The 15,702-nt window shown below is 58.4% G+C and carries 13 protein-coding genes and 2 pseudogenes; 8 read left to right on the top strand and 7 right to left on the bottom strand.

Translation table 11 applies throughout. The annotated features are described in order from the left end of the window. A pseudogene (locus ACIQ0G_RS02070) lies at positions 1-215 on the top strand (hypothetical protein); the annotation flags it as partial. Positions 216-294: 79 nt separating this feature from the next. Here ACIQ0G_RS02070 and ACIQ0G_RS02075 read toward each other — a convergent pair. After that, positions 295-744, bottom strand: a complete 450-nt coding sequence (locus ACIQ0G_RS02075) for a peptidylprolyl isomerase (protein ID WP_183941681.1) — start codon at positions 742-744, stop codon at positions 295-297. 154 nt (positions 745-898) lie between these two features. Between ACIQ0G_RS02075 and mgtE the strand changes: the two genes are divergently transcribed. Both mgtE and ACIQ0G_RS02085 read left to right on the top strand, forming a co-directional pair. Then, entirely contained in the window at positions 899-2,308 is a 1,410-nt protein-coding gene (gene mgtE, locus ACIQ0G_RS02080) for a magnesium transporter (protein ID WP_397576468.1), read from the top strand. Between the two features lie 24 nt (positions 2,309-2,332). Further along, positions 2,333-2,737, top strand: a complete 405-nt coding sequence (locus tag ACIQ0G_RS02085) for a DUF1489 domain-containing protein (protein ID WP_306062885.1) — start codon at positions 2,333-2,335, stop codon at positions 2,735-2,737. Here the strand turns inward: ACIQ0G_RS02085 and ACIQ0G_RS02090 are convergent. From ACIQ0G_RS02090 to ACIQ0G_RS02105, 4 genes and pseudogenes are all read right to left on the bottom strand, one after another. Beyond that, the gene (locus ACIQ0G_RS02090; protein ID WP_397576469.1) at positions 2,734-3,408 is read right to left on the bottom strand and encodes a DsbA family oxidoreductase; all 675 of its coding nucleotides are present in this window, start codon (positions 3,406-3,408) and stop codon (positions 2,734-2,736) included. The genes ACIQ0G_RS02085 and ACIQ0G_RS02090 overlap by 4 nt on opposite strands. Beyond that, a pseudogene (gene nudC / locus ACIQ0G_RS02095) lies at positions 3,405-4,246 on the bottom strand (NAD(+) diphosphatase). The gene ACIQ0G_RS02090 and the pseudogene nudC overlap by 4 nt, the downstream one beginning before the upstream one ends. Positions 4,247-4,250: 4 nt before the next feature. Beyond that, positions 4,251-5,555, bottom strand: a complete 1,305-nt coding sequence (locus tag ACIQ0G_RS02100) for a serine hydrolase domain-containing protein (RefSeq protein ID WP_397576470.1) — start codon at positions 5,553-5,555, stop codon at positions 4,251-4,253. After that, complete coding sequence (locus ACIQ0G_RS02105) at positions 5,552-6,625, bottom strand: A/G-specific adenine glycosylase (protein ID WP_397576471.1); 1,074 nt, start codon at positions 6,623-6,625, stop codon at positions 5,552-5,554. The genes ACIQ0G_RS02100 and ACIQ0G_RS02105 overlap by 4 nt, the downstream gene beginning before the upstream one ends. Before the next feature lie 22 nt (positions 6,626-6,647). Here ACIQ0G_RS02105 and ACIQ0G_RS02110 point away from each other — a divergent pair, with 22 nt between their 5' ends. From ACIQ0G_RS02110 to ACIQ0G_RS02130, 5 genes are read left to right on the top strand one after another with little or no spacing between them, the layout of a single operon-like run. Beyond that, positions 6,648-7,187 (top strand): DciA family protein, encoded by a 540-nt coding sequence (locus ACIQ0G_RS02110; RefSeq protein ID WP_333568938.1) that lies wholly within the window; start codon positions 6,648-6,650, stop codon positions 7,185-7,187. Positions 7,188-7,229: 42 nt separating this feature from the next. Further along, positions 7,230-7,913, top strand: coding sequence for a thioredoxin domain-containing protein (locus tag ACIQ0G_RS02115; RefSeq protein ID WP_397576472.1), 684 nt, complete (start codon positions 7,230-7,232; stop codon positions 7,911-7,913). 28 nt (positions 7,914-7,941) lie between these two features. Further along, a complete protein-coding gene (locus ACIQ0G_RS02120; protein ID WP_397576473.1) occupies positions 7,942-8,679 on the top strand; it encodes a DsbA family protein in 738 nt (245 codons plus the stop codon). 52 nt (positions 8,680-8,731) lie between these two features. Next, the gene (locus tag ACIQ0G_RS02125; protein WP_397576474.1) at positions 8,732-12,148 is read left to right on the top strand and encodes a chromosome segregation SMC family protein; all 3,417 of its coding nucleotides are present in this window, start codon (positions 8,732-8,734) and stop codon (positions 12,146-12,148) included. Then, the gene (locus tag ACIQ0G_RS02130; RefSeq protein WP_397576475.1) at positions 12,145-13,014 is read left to right on the top strand and encodes an alpha/beta fold hydrolase; all 870 of its coding nucleotides are present in this window, start codon (positions 12,145-12,147) and stop codon (positions 13,012-13,014) included. The genes ACIQ0G_RS02125 and ACIQ0G_RS02130 overlap by 4 nt, the downstream gene beginning before the upstream one ends. Here the strand turns inward: ACIQ0G_RS02130 and ACIQ0G_RS02135 are convergent. Together ACIQ0G_RS02135 and ACIQ0G_RS02140 are read right to left on the bottom strand one after the other, a co-directional pair. Beyond that, positions 13,011-14,579: a cisplatin damage response ATP-dependent DNA ligase gene (locus ACIQ0G_RS02135; protein ID WP_397576476.1), complete on the bottom strand. Its 1,569-nt coding sequence runs from the start codon at positions 14,577-14,579 to the stop codon at positions 13,011-13,013. The two genes, ACIQ0G_RS02130 and ACIQ0G_RS02135, sit on opposite strands and share 4 nt — an antisense overlap. Continuing rightward, positions 14,579-15,586 carry a ligase-associated DNA damage response exonuclease gene (locus ACIQ0G_RS02140; RefSeq protein WP_397576491.1) on the bottom strand — a complete coding sequence of 336 codons (1,008 nt, stop codon included), beginning with the start codon at positions 15,584-15,586 and terminating at the stop codon, positions 14,579-14,581. Before ACIQ0G_RS02140 ends, ACIQ0G_RS02135 begins: the two co-directional genes overlap by 1 nt. Positions 15,587-15,702 lie beyond the last annotated feature (116 nt).

Genomic DNA, 15,702 nt, shown 5'->3' on the forward strand with positions numbered 1-15,702 from the left:
CTCCGCCGCCACCGGCCGGTGGCACGCCGCAGCCCGAGCAAATCTTTGCTTTTCTCGATGCAAATAAAGACGGCTTCATCGCTAAGGACGAAGCACAGGGACCATTGGTCCAGTATTTCGGGATGATCGACACCGATAAGGACGACAAGATTTCGATGGCTGAACTAAAAACTGCCATGGAAGCAATGCGTCCGCCCGAGCCTGCGCAAGGCTAGGCCCAAGGCAAATAAACTACCCTAAAATATTAGGATAAAACGCGCGGGCGGCCATTGGGCTTCCCGCGCGTTTTTAATGTCAGGCGACTGTTGCCTTGCGGATGACGCCTGGGTTCGCAGGTGGCTCACCCTTTGGCAATGCATCGATATGTTCCATGCCGCTGGTGACTTGGCCCCAGACCGTATACTGACGGTCAAGGAAGGTCGCATCATCAAAGCAGATGAAGAACTGGCTGTTGGCCGTGTTCGGGTCATTGGTCCGCGCCATGGAGCATACGCCGCGCACATGCGGTTCAGCGTTGAATTCCTGCGCCAGATTTGGCTTGGACGAACCGCCCATGCCAGTGCCGTTCGGGCAACCGCCCTGCGCCATGAATCCGGGAATCACGCGGTGAAACTTCACACCGTCGTAAAAGCCTTCACCAGCCAGTTCTTTGATACGGGCAACATGGTTTGGCGCCAGATCAGGGCGAAGTTTGATAACAACGTCGCCGCTGTCGAGCGAAAGGGTAAGCGTTTCATCGGCCATATATATAATCCTTTAGGCTGGGGAAATGTTGACGGTCCCCTAGGGTATGCATTGCGCGCGTGCAAAGCCAAAATCATTGCAATTTAACGCTGCACGCTTAGGAGGGGCGCAATTACAACGTCCAGGCACAAAATTACGAATGGGAGGCCCGCACATGACAAGCGATATCGCCGACCCATTGACCATCGACACTGAAATTTTGGAGACGCTGGACGAAGACAACCGTCTGACCCGCGAATATGTCGACCGCGTGCTGGACGCGATGGAAGCGGGCGACGCCCAAGAAGTCTACCGGCTGGTTGAACCGCTCCACGAAGCCGACATTGCCGACCTTCTCGAGCTAACGCCGTCTGAACGGCGCGGCGACCTTGCCATCAGCATGGGCGAGTTGATGAGCGCCGAAGTGCTGGCTGAGGTCAATGACTATGTCCGCGAGGATATCATTGACGCCTTGCCCGCGGCGCAAGTTGCCGGACTTGCCGGACAGTTGGATACCGATGACGCGGTCGCGATTATCGAGGATATGGAGAAAGAGGACCAGCAGGCCGTTCTTGCCGAGCTGGACCCCGAAGACCGCGCGGTCATCGAAGACGCGCTGTCCTACCCCGAAGAATCCGCTGGCCGCATCATGCAGCGCGAGCTTGTGGCGGTGCCAGAGCATATGACCGTGGGTCAGCTGATCGACTATCTGCGCGACCATCATGAGCTGACCACAGAGTTCTGGGAAGTGTTTGTCGTCGACCCGCAGCATAAGCCCGTGGGTACGTGCAAGCTCAGCTGGATCATGCGCAGCCAGCGAAAGGTTCCTGTCAGCGACATTATGAAGCACGAACAGACGCTGATACCCGTAGACATGGATCAGGAAGAAGTCGCGCTTCGGTTCCAGAAATATGCGCTTATTTCTGCCGCTGTTGTGGATGGTTCAGGACGGCTCGTCGGCGTCATCACGGCCGATGACATCGTGCACATCATTCAGGAAGAAGCGGACGAGGATATCTTGCGGCTGTCCGGTGCCGGTGAAGGTGACATTAACGAGCCTATTTCCGACAGTTATAAAGCACGTGTGCGCTGGTTGATTGCCAATTTGGGCACCGCGATGGTGGCCAGTTTTATCATCGCGCAATTTGGGGCGGCGATTGAAACCATGGTCGCTTTGGCGATTCTCATGCCCATTGTTGCCTCGATCGGCGGCAATGCAGGCACACAGACGCTTGCGGTGACGGTGCGTGCGTTGGCAACCAATCAGCTTACGCAATCGAACACGATGCGGTCGATCTGGCGCGAGATTCGGGTCGCCCTGCTCATTGGTGCAACGATTGCGGTGATTGCCGGGTTCGGCGCGGGCATCATTTTTGGCGATCAGCTGCTGGGCGGCGTTATTGCGGTGGCGATATTGTGCAATATCGCGCTGGCCGGTCTGTCGGGTGTTGCCATACCGGTTCTGCTTGATCGCCTTGATCAGGACCCTGCTGTATCAAGTTCGATATTCGTAACCATGATTACGGATTCCATGGGCTTCCTTATTTTCTTGGGGCTTGCGGTCTTCAGCGGTCTTGTCGGTTAACACTGCAGTTACCAAATAACCCCCATGCCTCTTAACATGACCAAAATCGCGTTCGGCGCGGAAAGCCCGAAACATTTGCGCGAGCGACTCGCGGCTTATGCGCAGGATGGTGAAGTGCGCCTGACCACGCGTTATTTGCCCAAGCGCGTTGACGAAATGGCGGGTGGTTCGCTGTTCTGGATCCACACGCATACCATCATCGGCCGAAGCCCGATTTTGGGCTTTATGGAAAATGGCGCCGGTCGCCATTGGATTCGGCTTCAACCGCGCCTGATCGCGGTGCGTTCAACGCCAAAAAGGGCGCATCAGGGTTGGCGCTATCTTGAGGAAGCGAACACGCCGCCGGATCTCGATTCTGTCGAAACCGATGGCCGTGACGAAATGTCCCCAAAGATGCTGGGCGAACTTATGAAGATGGGGCTGGTTTAGGCCGCCGCCCGCTTCGCCAACACCTTGTTGATCACATCGGCAAACGTCTCGGCGCTTTGCGCGCCCGGAACCATGAATTTTTGGTCAAAGATGATCGCGGGGACGCCCGTGATATTCTGGTCCATCCAATGCGCCATTTCCGCACGCACGCTTTCGGTCAGCGCCGCGTCGGCAATCCACGCGGCGGCCACTGCGCGATCCATGCCTTGCGCCTCGGCAATATCACACAAGACTTCGGTGTCGCTTACATCGCGGCGGTCCTGAAAATAGGCCTTGAACAACGCAAGCTTCAACGCAGTCTGCGCCTGCCAACCGCGTTCGCTCCCGAAAATCGTCAACAGCTTATGCGCATTGAACGTATTGTAGATGCGCATGCCTTCGCCATAGTTGAACGCAAAACCCAAGCTATCGCCAATGTCACTCAGCCGTTGCCGGTTGGCGCGGCTCTGTTCGGGCGTACTGCCATATTTGCGGGCAATATGTTCGGCGGTGTCTTCGCCTTCAGGGGGCATATTCGGATTAAGTTGAAACGGGTGCCAATGGGTTTCTACGGCCAGATCGCGGCCCACCAGCGTCAGCGCTTTTTCCACCTGCTTTAAACCGATGATGCACCACGGGCACACGACATCGGATACAATATCAATGCGCAATGGAGCAGCGGCCCAGGTCATTGCGAAACCCAATATTTCAAAAGGCTATGCGCAATCGCAAAAGGCGGCGGCGCGTTGAAACGGCGGTCCGAAGCACCTTCCAGCGCTGCGCGCGCTTCTTCCTTTGTGACCCACATGGCGTCTTCTATTTCGGTGGTGTCGAGAACCAGCGCGTCGCCTTGCGCGTCGGCGATACATGCCATGGTTGGCTGGTGACATAGCGCACGGTGCCGCAGGTAACGCCGGCCTCTTCATGAATTTCACGGCGCACCGCTTCCTCCATGCTTTCGCCGGGCTCCAAAAAGCCAGCAAGTGCCGAGTAATTTCCGGGCGGGAAGCGCGACTGCCGTCCCACCAGCGCTTTGCCTTCATATTCGGCAAGCATGATGACCACAGGGTCCGTGCGCGGGAAATGCTCCTTTGCGCAATTGCCGCATTTGCGGCCCCAGCCTGCACGGAACAGCAGTGTGGCATGTCCGCAACGTCCACAAAAACGATGGTTATTGTGCCATTCAATCAGGCTGCGCGCGGTGCCGTAAATTGCGGCGTCTTCGGCAGGCAGCATGGACAGTGCACGCCAGATAGCGGGCGAACGAAATGCATCTCCGGCAGCGTCGACGACGGCGACAAAATGCGGCTTATCATCAGACAGGCCAAGTAAGATCAGTTCTTCCGAACCATCCAATTCTGCCATCGAATGCCAATGCAAGCCGCCTGCGTCGCTGACGCGGGGGTCAAGGCCATCGAGACCCAAAACCCGCGCACGCCAGTCAGCCAGCAAAACGCCATAGGCTTCTGCATCATTGCGCACGCGGTCAGCGCGATCGAGCGGTGAGCCCGTGAACCCTGGCGACATCATCGGATCAGGCTGGCAGGCCAAGGTCCTTCAGGACCCATTTTGCGAAATTCTCGTGGAACGGATAGGCGCTGCTTGGCATATATTGCGCCATGCAAATCGCGCGCAACTTGCGCTTCGGGTCGACGAACGCAACGGTGCCAGCAGCGCCACCCCAGCCGTACACACCTTCGTTCGCGCCCTTGCCAACGCGCCCGCCCGCGCCAAAGCCTGCGCCTGATAAAAAGGCACCGTCCGTTGACACAGCAGGGGGCAACAGATCGGACATTGCGAGCGCAGCAGTTTTTGGCGACATAATCCGCACGCCGTCCAGCTCACCATAATTGGCAAGCATGTTGAGGAAACGGTCATAATCGCGCGCCGAACAGACCACACCTGCGCCACCAAAGGCAAAGGCGGGCTTGTCGAGATAGATGCTCGTCGCCGCGGGATCGATTGGGAACAGGACGCCGTTCACGGGCGCATAGTTGGAAACCAATCGCGGCGTTTCCGACTTTGGAACTTGGAAATAGCTGCTGTTCATTTTCAGCGGCTCGAAAATGCGTGTCTTGAGGAAAGCCTCAAAATCCATGCCGCTGGCAACTTCAATCACGCGGCCCAACAAATCGAGCGAGATGGAATAGCTCCATTTGGTTCCGGGCTCTGCAACCAACGGCAATTTGGCAAGCCGTTCAGAAAATGTCTTCAGATCGGGGGTCGGCGTGCTGGTTGGTTGGCCGGGGATAGGGAAGCGGCTGACGATGCCCGGCGTAATGCCGTTGTCCAGATAGGCCTGCAGCAACGGCCCCTTGGTGATGATGGAATATCCAAGACCAGCCGTATGCGTCAACAAGTGGCGAACCGTAATCTGGTTCTTGGCCGGAACCGCATCCATGCTTTTTTCAGGATCGGTCAACACCTTCATATTGGCGAATTCAGGCAGAAATTCGGAGATGGGTTGGTCAAGCTTCATCTTGCCTTCGCCAACCAAAATCATCGCGGCCATGCCCGTGATGGGCTTCGTCATCGAATAGACGCGCCATAATGTGTCGATATTGACAGGCGTTTTTTCGCCCAGACCTTGCGTACCAACGGCAATGACGTCTGGCAGACCAGACGCACGGCCAATCGTTGCCAAAACACCCGGAAGCTTGCCCGATGAAACATAGCTGTCGAATTCAGCTTTAATCGTCGGGTATTTCTCGGCAGCCTGCGCCCAAGCCATGCCGGGCAAGAACGCACCAACGGCGCCGGCGCCTGCCAGTCGCCCGCCCCATGCGAGTAATCCGCGCCGACCCAACATGATCTGGCCTGTTGCTTGTACGTCCATCATCTCTCTCCTGCGTTCAAAACCGCCTCAGTCACTTTTCTGAATAGGGTCGGCAGACCAGCCTTGTCGAGCGATTTTAGCGGCCACCATTCGCCCTCACCGGGGCCGTCTGCGTCTGCAGGCCATGACGTAACGGCAATATTCAGGGTCAGGGAAAAATGCGTGAATATATGCGCAACCTGCGTGGGCAATTTTTGCCAATTGGCTGCCGCAGGTGGAATTGCGTCACCGTCGATGCGCGCTGTCCATCGGTCATCCGGCAATGCCCGCATGCCCGCAAGCAAACCGCGATCATCACGGCGCAGCAGCCAGACATGGGCATCTCGTTCAATCCAGTACACATGCCCCACCCGTTGCGGTTTGGGGCTTTTTGGCAGTTTTGCGCGATAGGTTTCGGGATTGCCTGCACGAAAGGCGGCACATGCGGATTGGATGGGGCAAATCAGGCACGACGGCGATCGTACCGAGCAAATACCCGCGCCCAGATCCATCATCGCCTGCGCAAAATCGCCTGCCCTCAGTTCGGGCGTGATGCTATCGGTAGCCGCGCGAATGCGTGGCTTTGCCTGCGGCAGCGGCGTTGATATCGCAAATAGGCGTGACACCACGCGCTCGACATTGGCGTCGACCACCACCGCGCGCCGCCCAAATGCAATCGCGGCAATCGCCGCGGCGGTGTAAGGACCGATGCCGGGTAGCTTCAACAAATCTGCTTCATAAGAAGGCAACTGCCCCTGATATTCGGAAACCACCACGCGCGCGCATTTTAACAGATTGCGGGCACGGGCATAATAACCAAGCCCGGCCCATGCGGCCATAACATCAGCATCATAAGCTGCGGCCAGCGCCGCAAAATTGGGCCACGTCTGGGTGAATGTGCGGAAATAGGCACCGACGGCGGCGACCGTGGTCTGCTGCAACATGATTTCCGACAACCAGACATGATATGGGTCGGCGAAACCCTGCCCCGGCAATTTCCGCCATGGCAAGGTTCGGGCATGGACATCATAATGCGCCAGCAGACGCTCGGCGATATCCCCAGAATTCTGGTCAGTCTGTTGGACGGCAGGCATGTAAAATGGCATGGATTAGGTGATGGATAAAGGCAAGCCACCAACAGCGCCAAAGGGCCCGAAAAAGCCGGTAACGCCCAAGACGTTTCAGCGTCCGCGCGGCGGCGAAGCCAAAGCGGTGTCCGCACTGATGCCCGAAATTGGCCGGGCCGCGTTCCGACGCTTTGGCTTTGTGCAAAGTTCGGTGGTTAGCCGCTGGGACGAAATTGTCGGCGCGCGTTACGCCGCTGTGTCTGCGCCAGAGGCGATCCGTTTTCCCATTGGCAAAAAATCCGATGGCACACTTGAGCTGACCGTTGAAGGCGCGCATGCCACGATGATCCAGCATGTGCTTCCCGAAATTATCGACCGCGTGAACCGCTTTTTCGGCTATGGCGCGGTCGCGCGGGTGAAGGTCCGCCAAGGGCCGGTTGCAAAGCCACCCGCACGGCAACCGATAGCGCCGCCTTCGCTAAAGCCTATACCGATGGAATTGGGCGAATCTCTGCGCGAAATCGGTGATCCCGAACTGTTTGCCGTGCTCGAAAGTCTTGCAAAAAGCCTTGCCAAAGGCAGCGAGTGATTCCAGATGCACGTCATGGTTTCAATGGCTAAGGCTATGTTGATGTTGCGTACAAAAAAGTCCCTGTTTTTCCTCTTGTTGGGCGCTGCGTCGCTTTCCGCGACTCTGGCCGCGGCCCCTGCGCCAAGCAAATGGCTTTCCACCGTTACGGTGACCGACAAAGGCGCGCATGTTTTGGGTAATCCGGCAGCCCCGAATAAGGTTGTCGAATATCTCAGCTACACCTGCGGCCATTGTGCCGATTTCGAATTGAAAGAAGCGCCCGCATTCAAGGCGCAGTCGGTTGCAACTGGCAAAGCCAGCTTCGAAGTGCGAAATATGGTTTTGAATGCGGTTGATCTGACCGCTGCGGTGCTTGCGCGCTGCGGTGGTAAGGGTAAGTTCTTTGGTAATCAGCGGCATTTGTTCGCAACCCAATCCATCTGGTTGGGCAAGACCAAAAATATAAGCCCTGAAATACAGGCAAAGCTTAAATCCGCAGATTATGCCGGTTTCATGATTGGCGCGTTTGACGCACTCGAGCTTGGGTCAATCATGCAACAGCGCGGCATTACGCCAGCGCAGGCGAAAGTCTGCCTGGCAGATAAGGCCGCACTGAAAGCGGTTATTGATATGACGGAAGCTGGAGCCGCGCTGGGCGTGCGTGGCACGCCGTCATTCATGGTCAATGGCGTCTTGCAAGACCACATCCATAATGCGGCCGAACTGAAAGCCGTATTGAAGTAATTCGACATCCCAAATTGAAGGATATCCCATGCGTATCAAGACACTCATTTCGACAACATTAGCGGTTTTGGCACTCGCAGCCTGTAGCGGCGGTGACACAGCGGGCGCGCCGAAAGGCGAACCGATCGCTAAGATAGCAGCGCCCGCCGGCACGGCATGGGTCGATGTTGTGAGCAAAACCGAATTCGGTGGCTACAAAATGGGCAATCCGGATGCGCCGTTGAAGCTGGTCGAATATGGCGCCATTACCTGCCCCACTTGTGCGCAATTCGCTGCGCAGGCATCGGAAGAGCTGCACGAAATCGTCAACAGCGGCCGCGTATCGATGGAATTTCGGCCGTTTCTGGTGCATGGCATTCAGGACGTTCCCGGTTTCCTGCTGGCACAATGCAGCGGTCCTGAGGCATTTTTTCCACTGACCGACCAGCTATATGCCGAACAGCCAAGCTGGCTGGGCAAAATCAGCACGGTGACCGAGGCAGATCAGCAAGCCATGCAGAAAATGTCGCCAGAGCAAATTGCAACCTTGCTGGGCACAAAGATGGGCCTGATCGAATTCGTAAAGTCGCGTGGCATTAGCGAAGACCAAGCCAAGGCATGTCTGTCCGACAAAGCGGCAATCGATGCCCTGATCAAGACCACCGAGCGCGGTACAAAAGATGACGGCGTAACTGGAACGCCGTTCTTCATCCTCAACGGAGCAAAGCTGGACGCCAGTTCGTGGAACCAGGTGAAGACCAAGCTGATCGAGGCTGGCGCGCGCTAAATATGGCTCGGGGGGGCACTGACATAGCCTCATTCGCGAAAGGGGCGGCCCGTTGCGGATAAAGAAGCTGAAACTTGTCGGCTTCAAAAGCTTTGTCGAGCCCGCCGAATTGCGGATCGAAAACGGCCTGACGGGCATCGTCGGGCCCAATGGCTGCGGCAAATCCAACCTGCTGGAAGCGATCCGTTGGGTCATGGGCGAGAGCAGCGCAAAATCGATGCGCGGCGCTGGCATGGAGGACGTCATCTTTGCGGGTACAGCGTCCCGCCCGCCACGTGACTTTGCCGAAGTCACTATATTGGCGGAACGTAGCGATGATGGTGACACTGCAACGGACGGCGATCAGGAACTGGAAGTTACCCGGCGGATAGAGCGCGGCGCTGGATCGGCCTATCGATCGAACGGCAGGGACGTGCGCGCCAAAGATGTCGCGCTCATCTTCGCCGACGCCGCCACAGGCGCACATTCGCCTGCCCTCGTCAGTCAGGGCCGGATTGGCGCGATCATCTCTGCCAAGCCACAGGAACGGCGGCAGATGCTGGAGGAAGCGGCTGGCATCTCCGGACTGCACGTGCGCCGCAAAGACGCCGAACAGAAACTGCGCGCCGCAGAAAGCAACCTTGCACGGCTGGCAACGATCCTTGCCGATATGGATGCCCGCGCGGGGCAATTGCGGCGGCAGGCCAAACAGGCCGAACGCTACCGCACCTTGTCAAAAGACATATTACAGGCCGAAGCCCGGCTTATTTTCGTGCGTTGGCGTGAAGCCAAGGCTGCGGCTGATGCCGCGCGGGCTGAAGCCAATGCCGCGACTACAGCGGTAGACAGCGCCGCCGCCACGCAGCGGGCTTTAACCGAACGGCAACAGGACGCCGTGACTCAATTGGCAAACGCCCGCGCCGTTGCAATGGCAGCACGCGATGCCGCCAATGACGTTTCCAACAAGCTCGTCCAACTCACAGGTGAGCAGGAACGGATATTGCAGCGGCAATCGGATTTGTCTGCGCAAGCGTCCCGCATGGCCGAAGATGGCGCGCGTGAGGGCAAGTTAACCCATGACGCAGCGGACGCGCTCGCGCACCTTCAGAGCGAGAGCGTGGCTTTATCGGAACAGATCAAGGCGCAGGAAGAAGAACGCCCTGCCCTATTGCACGCGGCCGAAAATGTCGAACGTCAGGCCCGCGAAAGCGAAATTGCCTTGGCAAAGGCCGCCGCCGAGCAAGCCAGAGCCGACGCCGAATTACGCGTGGCCGATGCCGCCGTTGCAGCGGCAACCGTGCGTGCCGAGCGGGCAGCGGGCGCAGTTGCGCGCATGGCCAGCGAGCGGGACGCCTTGGGCGATGACGCGGCATGTGAATCTGCCAAAAAATCGGCAGAAGCCAGCGTTGCTACCTTACAAAAGCATTTACAGGAAAATACCGAAGCCAGCGAAGCGGCAGAAACGCGTAGGACCGAACTGATCGCGGCACGCGACGGCGCGCAGGCCAGCCTAGCCAGTGCCAAAGCAGAGCTCGCGGGCTTGTTGACCGAGCAAAATGCGCTCGAACGGTCGCTTGCCAAAGGGGACGGCGACAAGGCGATTAACCGTATCACAGTTCGGCCGGGCTACGAACGCGCATTGGCCGCTGCGCTGGGTGATGATGCCGATGCCACCATTGGTGGTGATGCCGGACGCCGTTGGCTGGGCGGGACGCCCGCAATGGACGCTTTGGCCGACAATGCCCTGATTCATTATGTCGACGCACCCCAAGAATTGGCTGCACGCCTTTCGCACGTGCGGGTTGTCGAACAAGATAATGGCACAGCACTGACACCGGGTGAGCGCCTCGTGACGCTTTCCGGGCGATTGCGCCGATGGGATGGATTTGCCACCGATGGCGACGGCGCAACGACCGCCGAGCTGCTGGTCCGGGCAAACCGGCTGGCGGAACTGAATGCATTGATACCGCCCGCAGAAGCGGCGTTGGCTGAACAGGCCGAGGCACTTGCGCAGATGACGGATGCTATCGGCGCCGCGCAAGATGCTGTTCGGGCGGCCGCCGCGGCGCGCGCCGAAACCGAAGGGCAATTGCGGCAGGCTTTGCGCGCGGTGGATCAAGCCGAAGATGCGCTGGCGCGGCTTAAATCTGCAAAGGCCGCGTTGCTGGACCGTATGGCGGCCAGCGAACAAGAGCTCGCCGAAGCAAAGGCTGAACAAGCCGCAGCAGAAGCCGCCCGTGCCGCGTTGCCAGATGGCACGCATCATTCGGACCTCGTGCAAAAGCTCGTGGTCGCGAACGAAGCCGCGCGCGAGCTGCTGGCGCGCAGTCAGGCGGATTTGTCCTCGCTTGAACAGCGCATTGCACAAACCCGCGAACGACGTGCCGTCGCGCTTGCCGAAATCCGGGGATGGCAGGAACGCGCTGGCGAAGCGGAACGCCGGATCGCCGACATGAACAAGCGCAGCGCAGATATTGCTGCTGAGCAGGAAGCGATGGAAGGGCGGCCCGAAATTCTGGCACGCGAGATCGCAAGCCTGCGCGCGGACAAAGAACAGCTGGCCGAAAAGCTGAATGGCCTTCAAGTCACAGAAAGTGCCTGCGAAAAAACGCTTCGGGAACTGGAAAACGAACTCGCAACCGCGGCCGAGGCGCTTTCCGTTGCCCGCGAGGCCCGCGCTGGCGCCGAAGCACGCGCGGAAAATCAGGAACATCGCCGCGTCGAAATGGGGCGAATATCGGGCGAGCGCTTTGAATGCCCGCCGCCGGTGCTTCCCGAAAAGCTCGGATTCGATGAACATGCGATGGAAGATGCGTCAGTGGAGTCCGCACGGCTTGACCGGCTGCAAAATGAGCGTGAGCGTATTGGGCCGGTAAATCTGATCGCTGCTGATGAACTCGCGGAGCTTGAGGCGCAACAAGGTGCCGGCGCGGCAGAAAGTGAAGAGCTGACGCTCGCGATTAACCGCCTGCGCGGTTCCATCGGTAGCTTAAATCGCGAGGGCAGAGCGCGCTTGCTGGCGGCGTTTGAGGCAGTGGACGGACATTTCCGCCGGCTCTTCGCAACGCTGTTCAACGGCGGCCAAGCGCATCTGGCATTGATCGACAGCGAAGACCCGCTTGAGGCGGGGCTTGAGATATTCGCGCAGCCACCGGGCAAAAAGCTGCAGTCGCTGACGCTTTTGTCGGGCGGAGAGCAGGCACTGACGGCGGTCGCGCTCATCTTTGGATTGTTCCTCACCAACCCAGCGCCGATATGTGTTCTTGACGAAGTTGACGCCCCGCTGGACGATGCGAATATCGAACGTTTCTGCGATTTGTTGGAAGCAATGACGCGCGAAACCGACACACGCTACCTGATTGTCACGCATAACGCCGTCACCATGAGCCGAATGCACCGGCTATTTGGCGTCACAATGGTCGAACAAGGCATCAGCCGGTTGGTATCGGTTGACCTTGGTGGTGCGGAACAATTACTGGCTGCGGAATGACTTTACATGGCCCCATCACAAACAGCTTTATTTCGCAGCGCCTTCGGCTGAACTACGTCGATTGGGGCAATCCCGATGCGCCACCGTTGCTTTTGGTCCATGGCGGTCGCGACCATGCGCGCAGCTGGGACTGGGTGGCCGAAGAGCTACGCCACGATTGGCACATCATCGCACCTGACCTGCGCGGCCATGGCGACAGCGCATGGTCACCCGACGGCAATTACGAATTGTCTGCCTTTGTCTATGATCTGGCGCAGCTCATTCACCAGTTGAACCTTGCCCCCGTCAGCATCATTGCGCACTCGATGGGCGGCAATATCGCCACGCGCTATGCGGGGCTCTACCCTGAAAATGTCCGCAAGATGGTCAATATTGAGGGGCTAGGTCCATCACCAAAAGTGCTGGCGGAGCGGGATGCAATCGGCATCCAGAAACGTTTCCGGGAGTGGATTGAGGACAAACGCAATGCGGCTGGCCGTACCCCGAAACGCTATCCCAATATTGAAGCAGCCTATGAACGGATGAAGGCGGAAAACAGCTATCTAACCGACGAACAGGCGCGCCATCTGACGGTGCACGGCATCAGCCGGAACGAGGATGGCAGCTGGAGCTGGAAGTTCGACAATTACCTCAACATCTGGGCAATATTCGATATGCCACGCGAAGATTTGTTCGCAATATGGCAGTCGATCACCTGCCCGATGTTGATGATGTATGGTGCCGACAGTTGGGCGTCAAACCCGGAAAAAGATGGCCGCGCCGCGCATTTTGCATCGGCAAAATTCGTCGAATATGAAAATGCGGGTCATTGGTTGCACCATGACCAGTTCGACCGCTTCATGGCCGACGTAAAGGCGTTCCTCTAATCGAACATCGCGCGCAAGGCGGATATGGTGTCCGCTTCTTCCGCAGGCTTGTCCCTGCGCAAACGCGATATGCGCGGGAACCGCATAGCCACGCCTGATTTATGCCGCTTGGATTCATGCACCGCGTCAAACGCGACCTCAAGCACCAGCGACTTTTCCACTTCGCGGACCGGACCGAAACGGGCAACGGTGTTGTTCCGGACAAAGCGGTCGAGCCATTTCAGCTCTTCATCGCTGAACCCGGAATAGGCCTTTCCAACCGGCAACAAATTGCCATTTTCGGTCCAACAACCAAAGGTGTAGTCGGAATAATATGAGGAGCGTTTTCCACTCCCCCGCTGCGCATACATCATCACGCAATCGGCCACGAGCGGCTCGCGTTTCCATTTGTACCACAAACCGACCTTACGCCCCGCCAGGTAGGGCGAATCGCGCCGCTTAAGCATCACGCCTTCAATCGCTGCCTCACGCGCAGCGGCACGGATTTCGGCGAGATGTTCAAAATCGCGCGCCGCGATGACCGCGGACAAATCGAAACGCGCGGGGTTCAGATTGGCCGTGAACCGTTCAAGCCGGTCACGCCGCGCGGTCCATGGCTGACTGCGCAAATCCTCCGCGCCGTCGAACAATATGTCGTACAGGCGGACAAACACCCGATATTCCGCCTGCATGGCTGCCGTGACATTCTTGCGGCCCAGCCGTTGCTGCAACGCATTGAAGCTGGCGGCCTCACCGCCCTGCACGTCGCCGCGTACCAGCAATTCGCCGTCGACCACGCCGACGCCATTGAACGCCGCCGCTATTTCGGGGAACGCCCCCGTAACCTCGTCACCGCCGCGGCTGAACAAGCGGGTTTCGCCGCCGGTCGACGCAATCTGGATACGGATGCCATCCCATTTCCACTCAGCGACAAATTCATCAAGATGCACGCTGCCATCCTCAAGCGGATGCGCGAGCATGAAGGGCCGGAAAAACGCGCTGTCGGCGGGATCGGGTCGTTCGGTCCGCCCTTCGCCCCATGCAAAAAGCTCGGTGTAAGGCGGGCGAAGCGCGTGCCACACCTCCTCAACATCATCGACGGACACGCCAAAGGCTTGCCCGAAAGCGGTCTTGGCAAGACGCGCAGATATGCCCACCCGCATGCCGCCCGTTGCAAGCTTTAGCAACGCATAACGGCCATTGGCATCCAGCCGGTCCATCAATTCCGCCAACACCGCCGGAGCGCGCGCGCGGCTGGTGCTGTTCAACAGATCGATGACTTCGGACACGGTCGGTGCGCCATCGCCGCTGCTCTTGTCTGGCCACATCAGCGCGACCGTTTCGGCAGTATCGCCAACATAATCGCGGCTCATGCGGAACAGCATGGGATCGAAACGTTCCTCTGCCATCGCGCGAATGGCCGCAGCTTTGACCGTTGCAATGTTCAGCGTTCCGGCAAGTGCCGCCAAGGCCCAGCCGCGATCAGGATCCGGTGTTATACGCAGATAATCGGCGATCAAGCGGATCTTCAAATCGCGCGACCGTGTGTAGACCAAGCCATCGATGAGCGCGGCAAAAGCTTGCATCAGCCTTCGTCCTCGTCTTCGCGGCCAACAAGATCAAGCGCGCGCGCCTTCAACTGGTGCAGCTCACACCACCGACCCAGCGCATCGGTGCGGCCATGGGTAATCCAGGTTTCTGAAGGGCGCAGTTCAAGAAGCGTATCGGTCAACTCTGTCCAGTCGGCATGGTCCGAAATGACCAAAGGCAGTTCGACATTGCGCTGTCGCGCGCGTTGGCGGACCCGCATCCACCCCGATGCCATCGCGGTTATGGGTTCCGGTAGTCGCCGTGCCCAACGGTCATTCATCGCGGAAGGCGGCGCTATAACAATCGCGCCTTTCATTTCCGATTTGGCAAGGCCCGTTGCCATGATCAGGTCGCCCAGCGGCACATTGTGCGCGGCGTATAGCTCGCACATTTTCTGCATCGCGCCATGGATATAAATGGGGGCGTCGTATCCCGCTCTGCGCAGCTCAGCGATGACCCTCTGCGCCTTACCCAACGCATAGGCACCCACGACAATGCAGCCATCGACATTGGCTTCGCGGGCGGCGAGCAATTTGGCGATCTCGTCCTCAATTGGCGGATGCGTGAATACGGGAAGGCCAAAGGTTGCTTCGGTAATCAAAACATCGCAGGCAACGGGTTCAAACGGGGTGCATGTCGGGTCAAAGCGCCGCTTATAATCCCCGGTCACGACAACCCGCTCGCCGGCATGTTCAAGCAATATCTGCGCTGACCCCAGCACATGTCCCGCGGGGTGAAAGCTTATTTTCACGCCGCCATGTTCGAAGCCCTCGCCATAGGGCACTGGCGTGCCCATTTCGGTTCCATATCGCAGCGCCATGATCGCAAGCGTTTCGGGTGTAGCCCACACCGCGCCATGACCGCTGCGTGCATGGTCCGCATGGCCATGGGTGACAAGCGCGCGCGCGGCAGGGCGCGACGGATCAATCCATATGTCTGCAGGCTTCACATAAATGCCATGCGCGTGCGGCTCTATCCAATGTTGGGCGGCGGTTCGGGAGATGTCGGCTGTCCTTTTCTGGATCAGAATATGGGCAGTGACAGGTGCGATGTAAACCGCATGTGGCAGCGAAAGTTCACGGCCGCGGCACGCGAACGCAGCAACTTCGTCGCCGACCT

Source organism: Sphingorhabdus sp., assembly GCF_044354325.1.
Lineage (GTDB): Bacteria > Pseudomonadota > Alphaproteobacteria > Sphingomonadales > Sphingomonadaceae > Sphingorhabdus_B.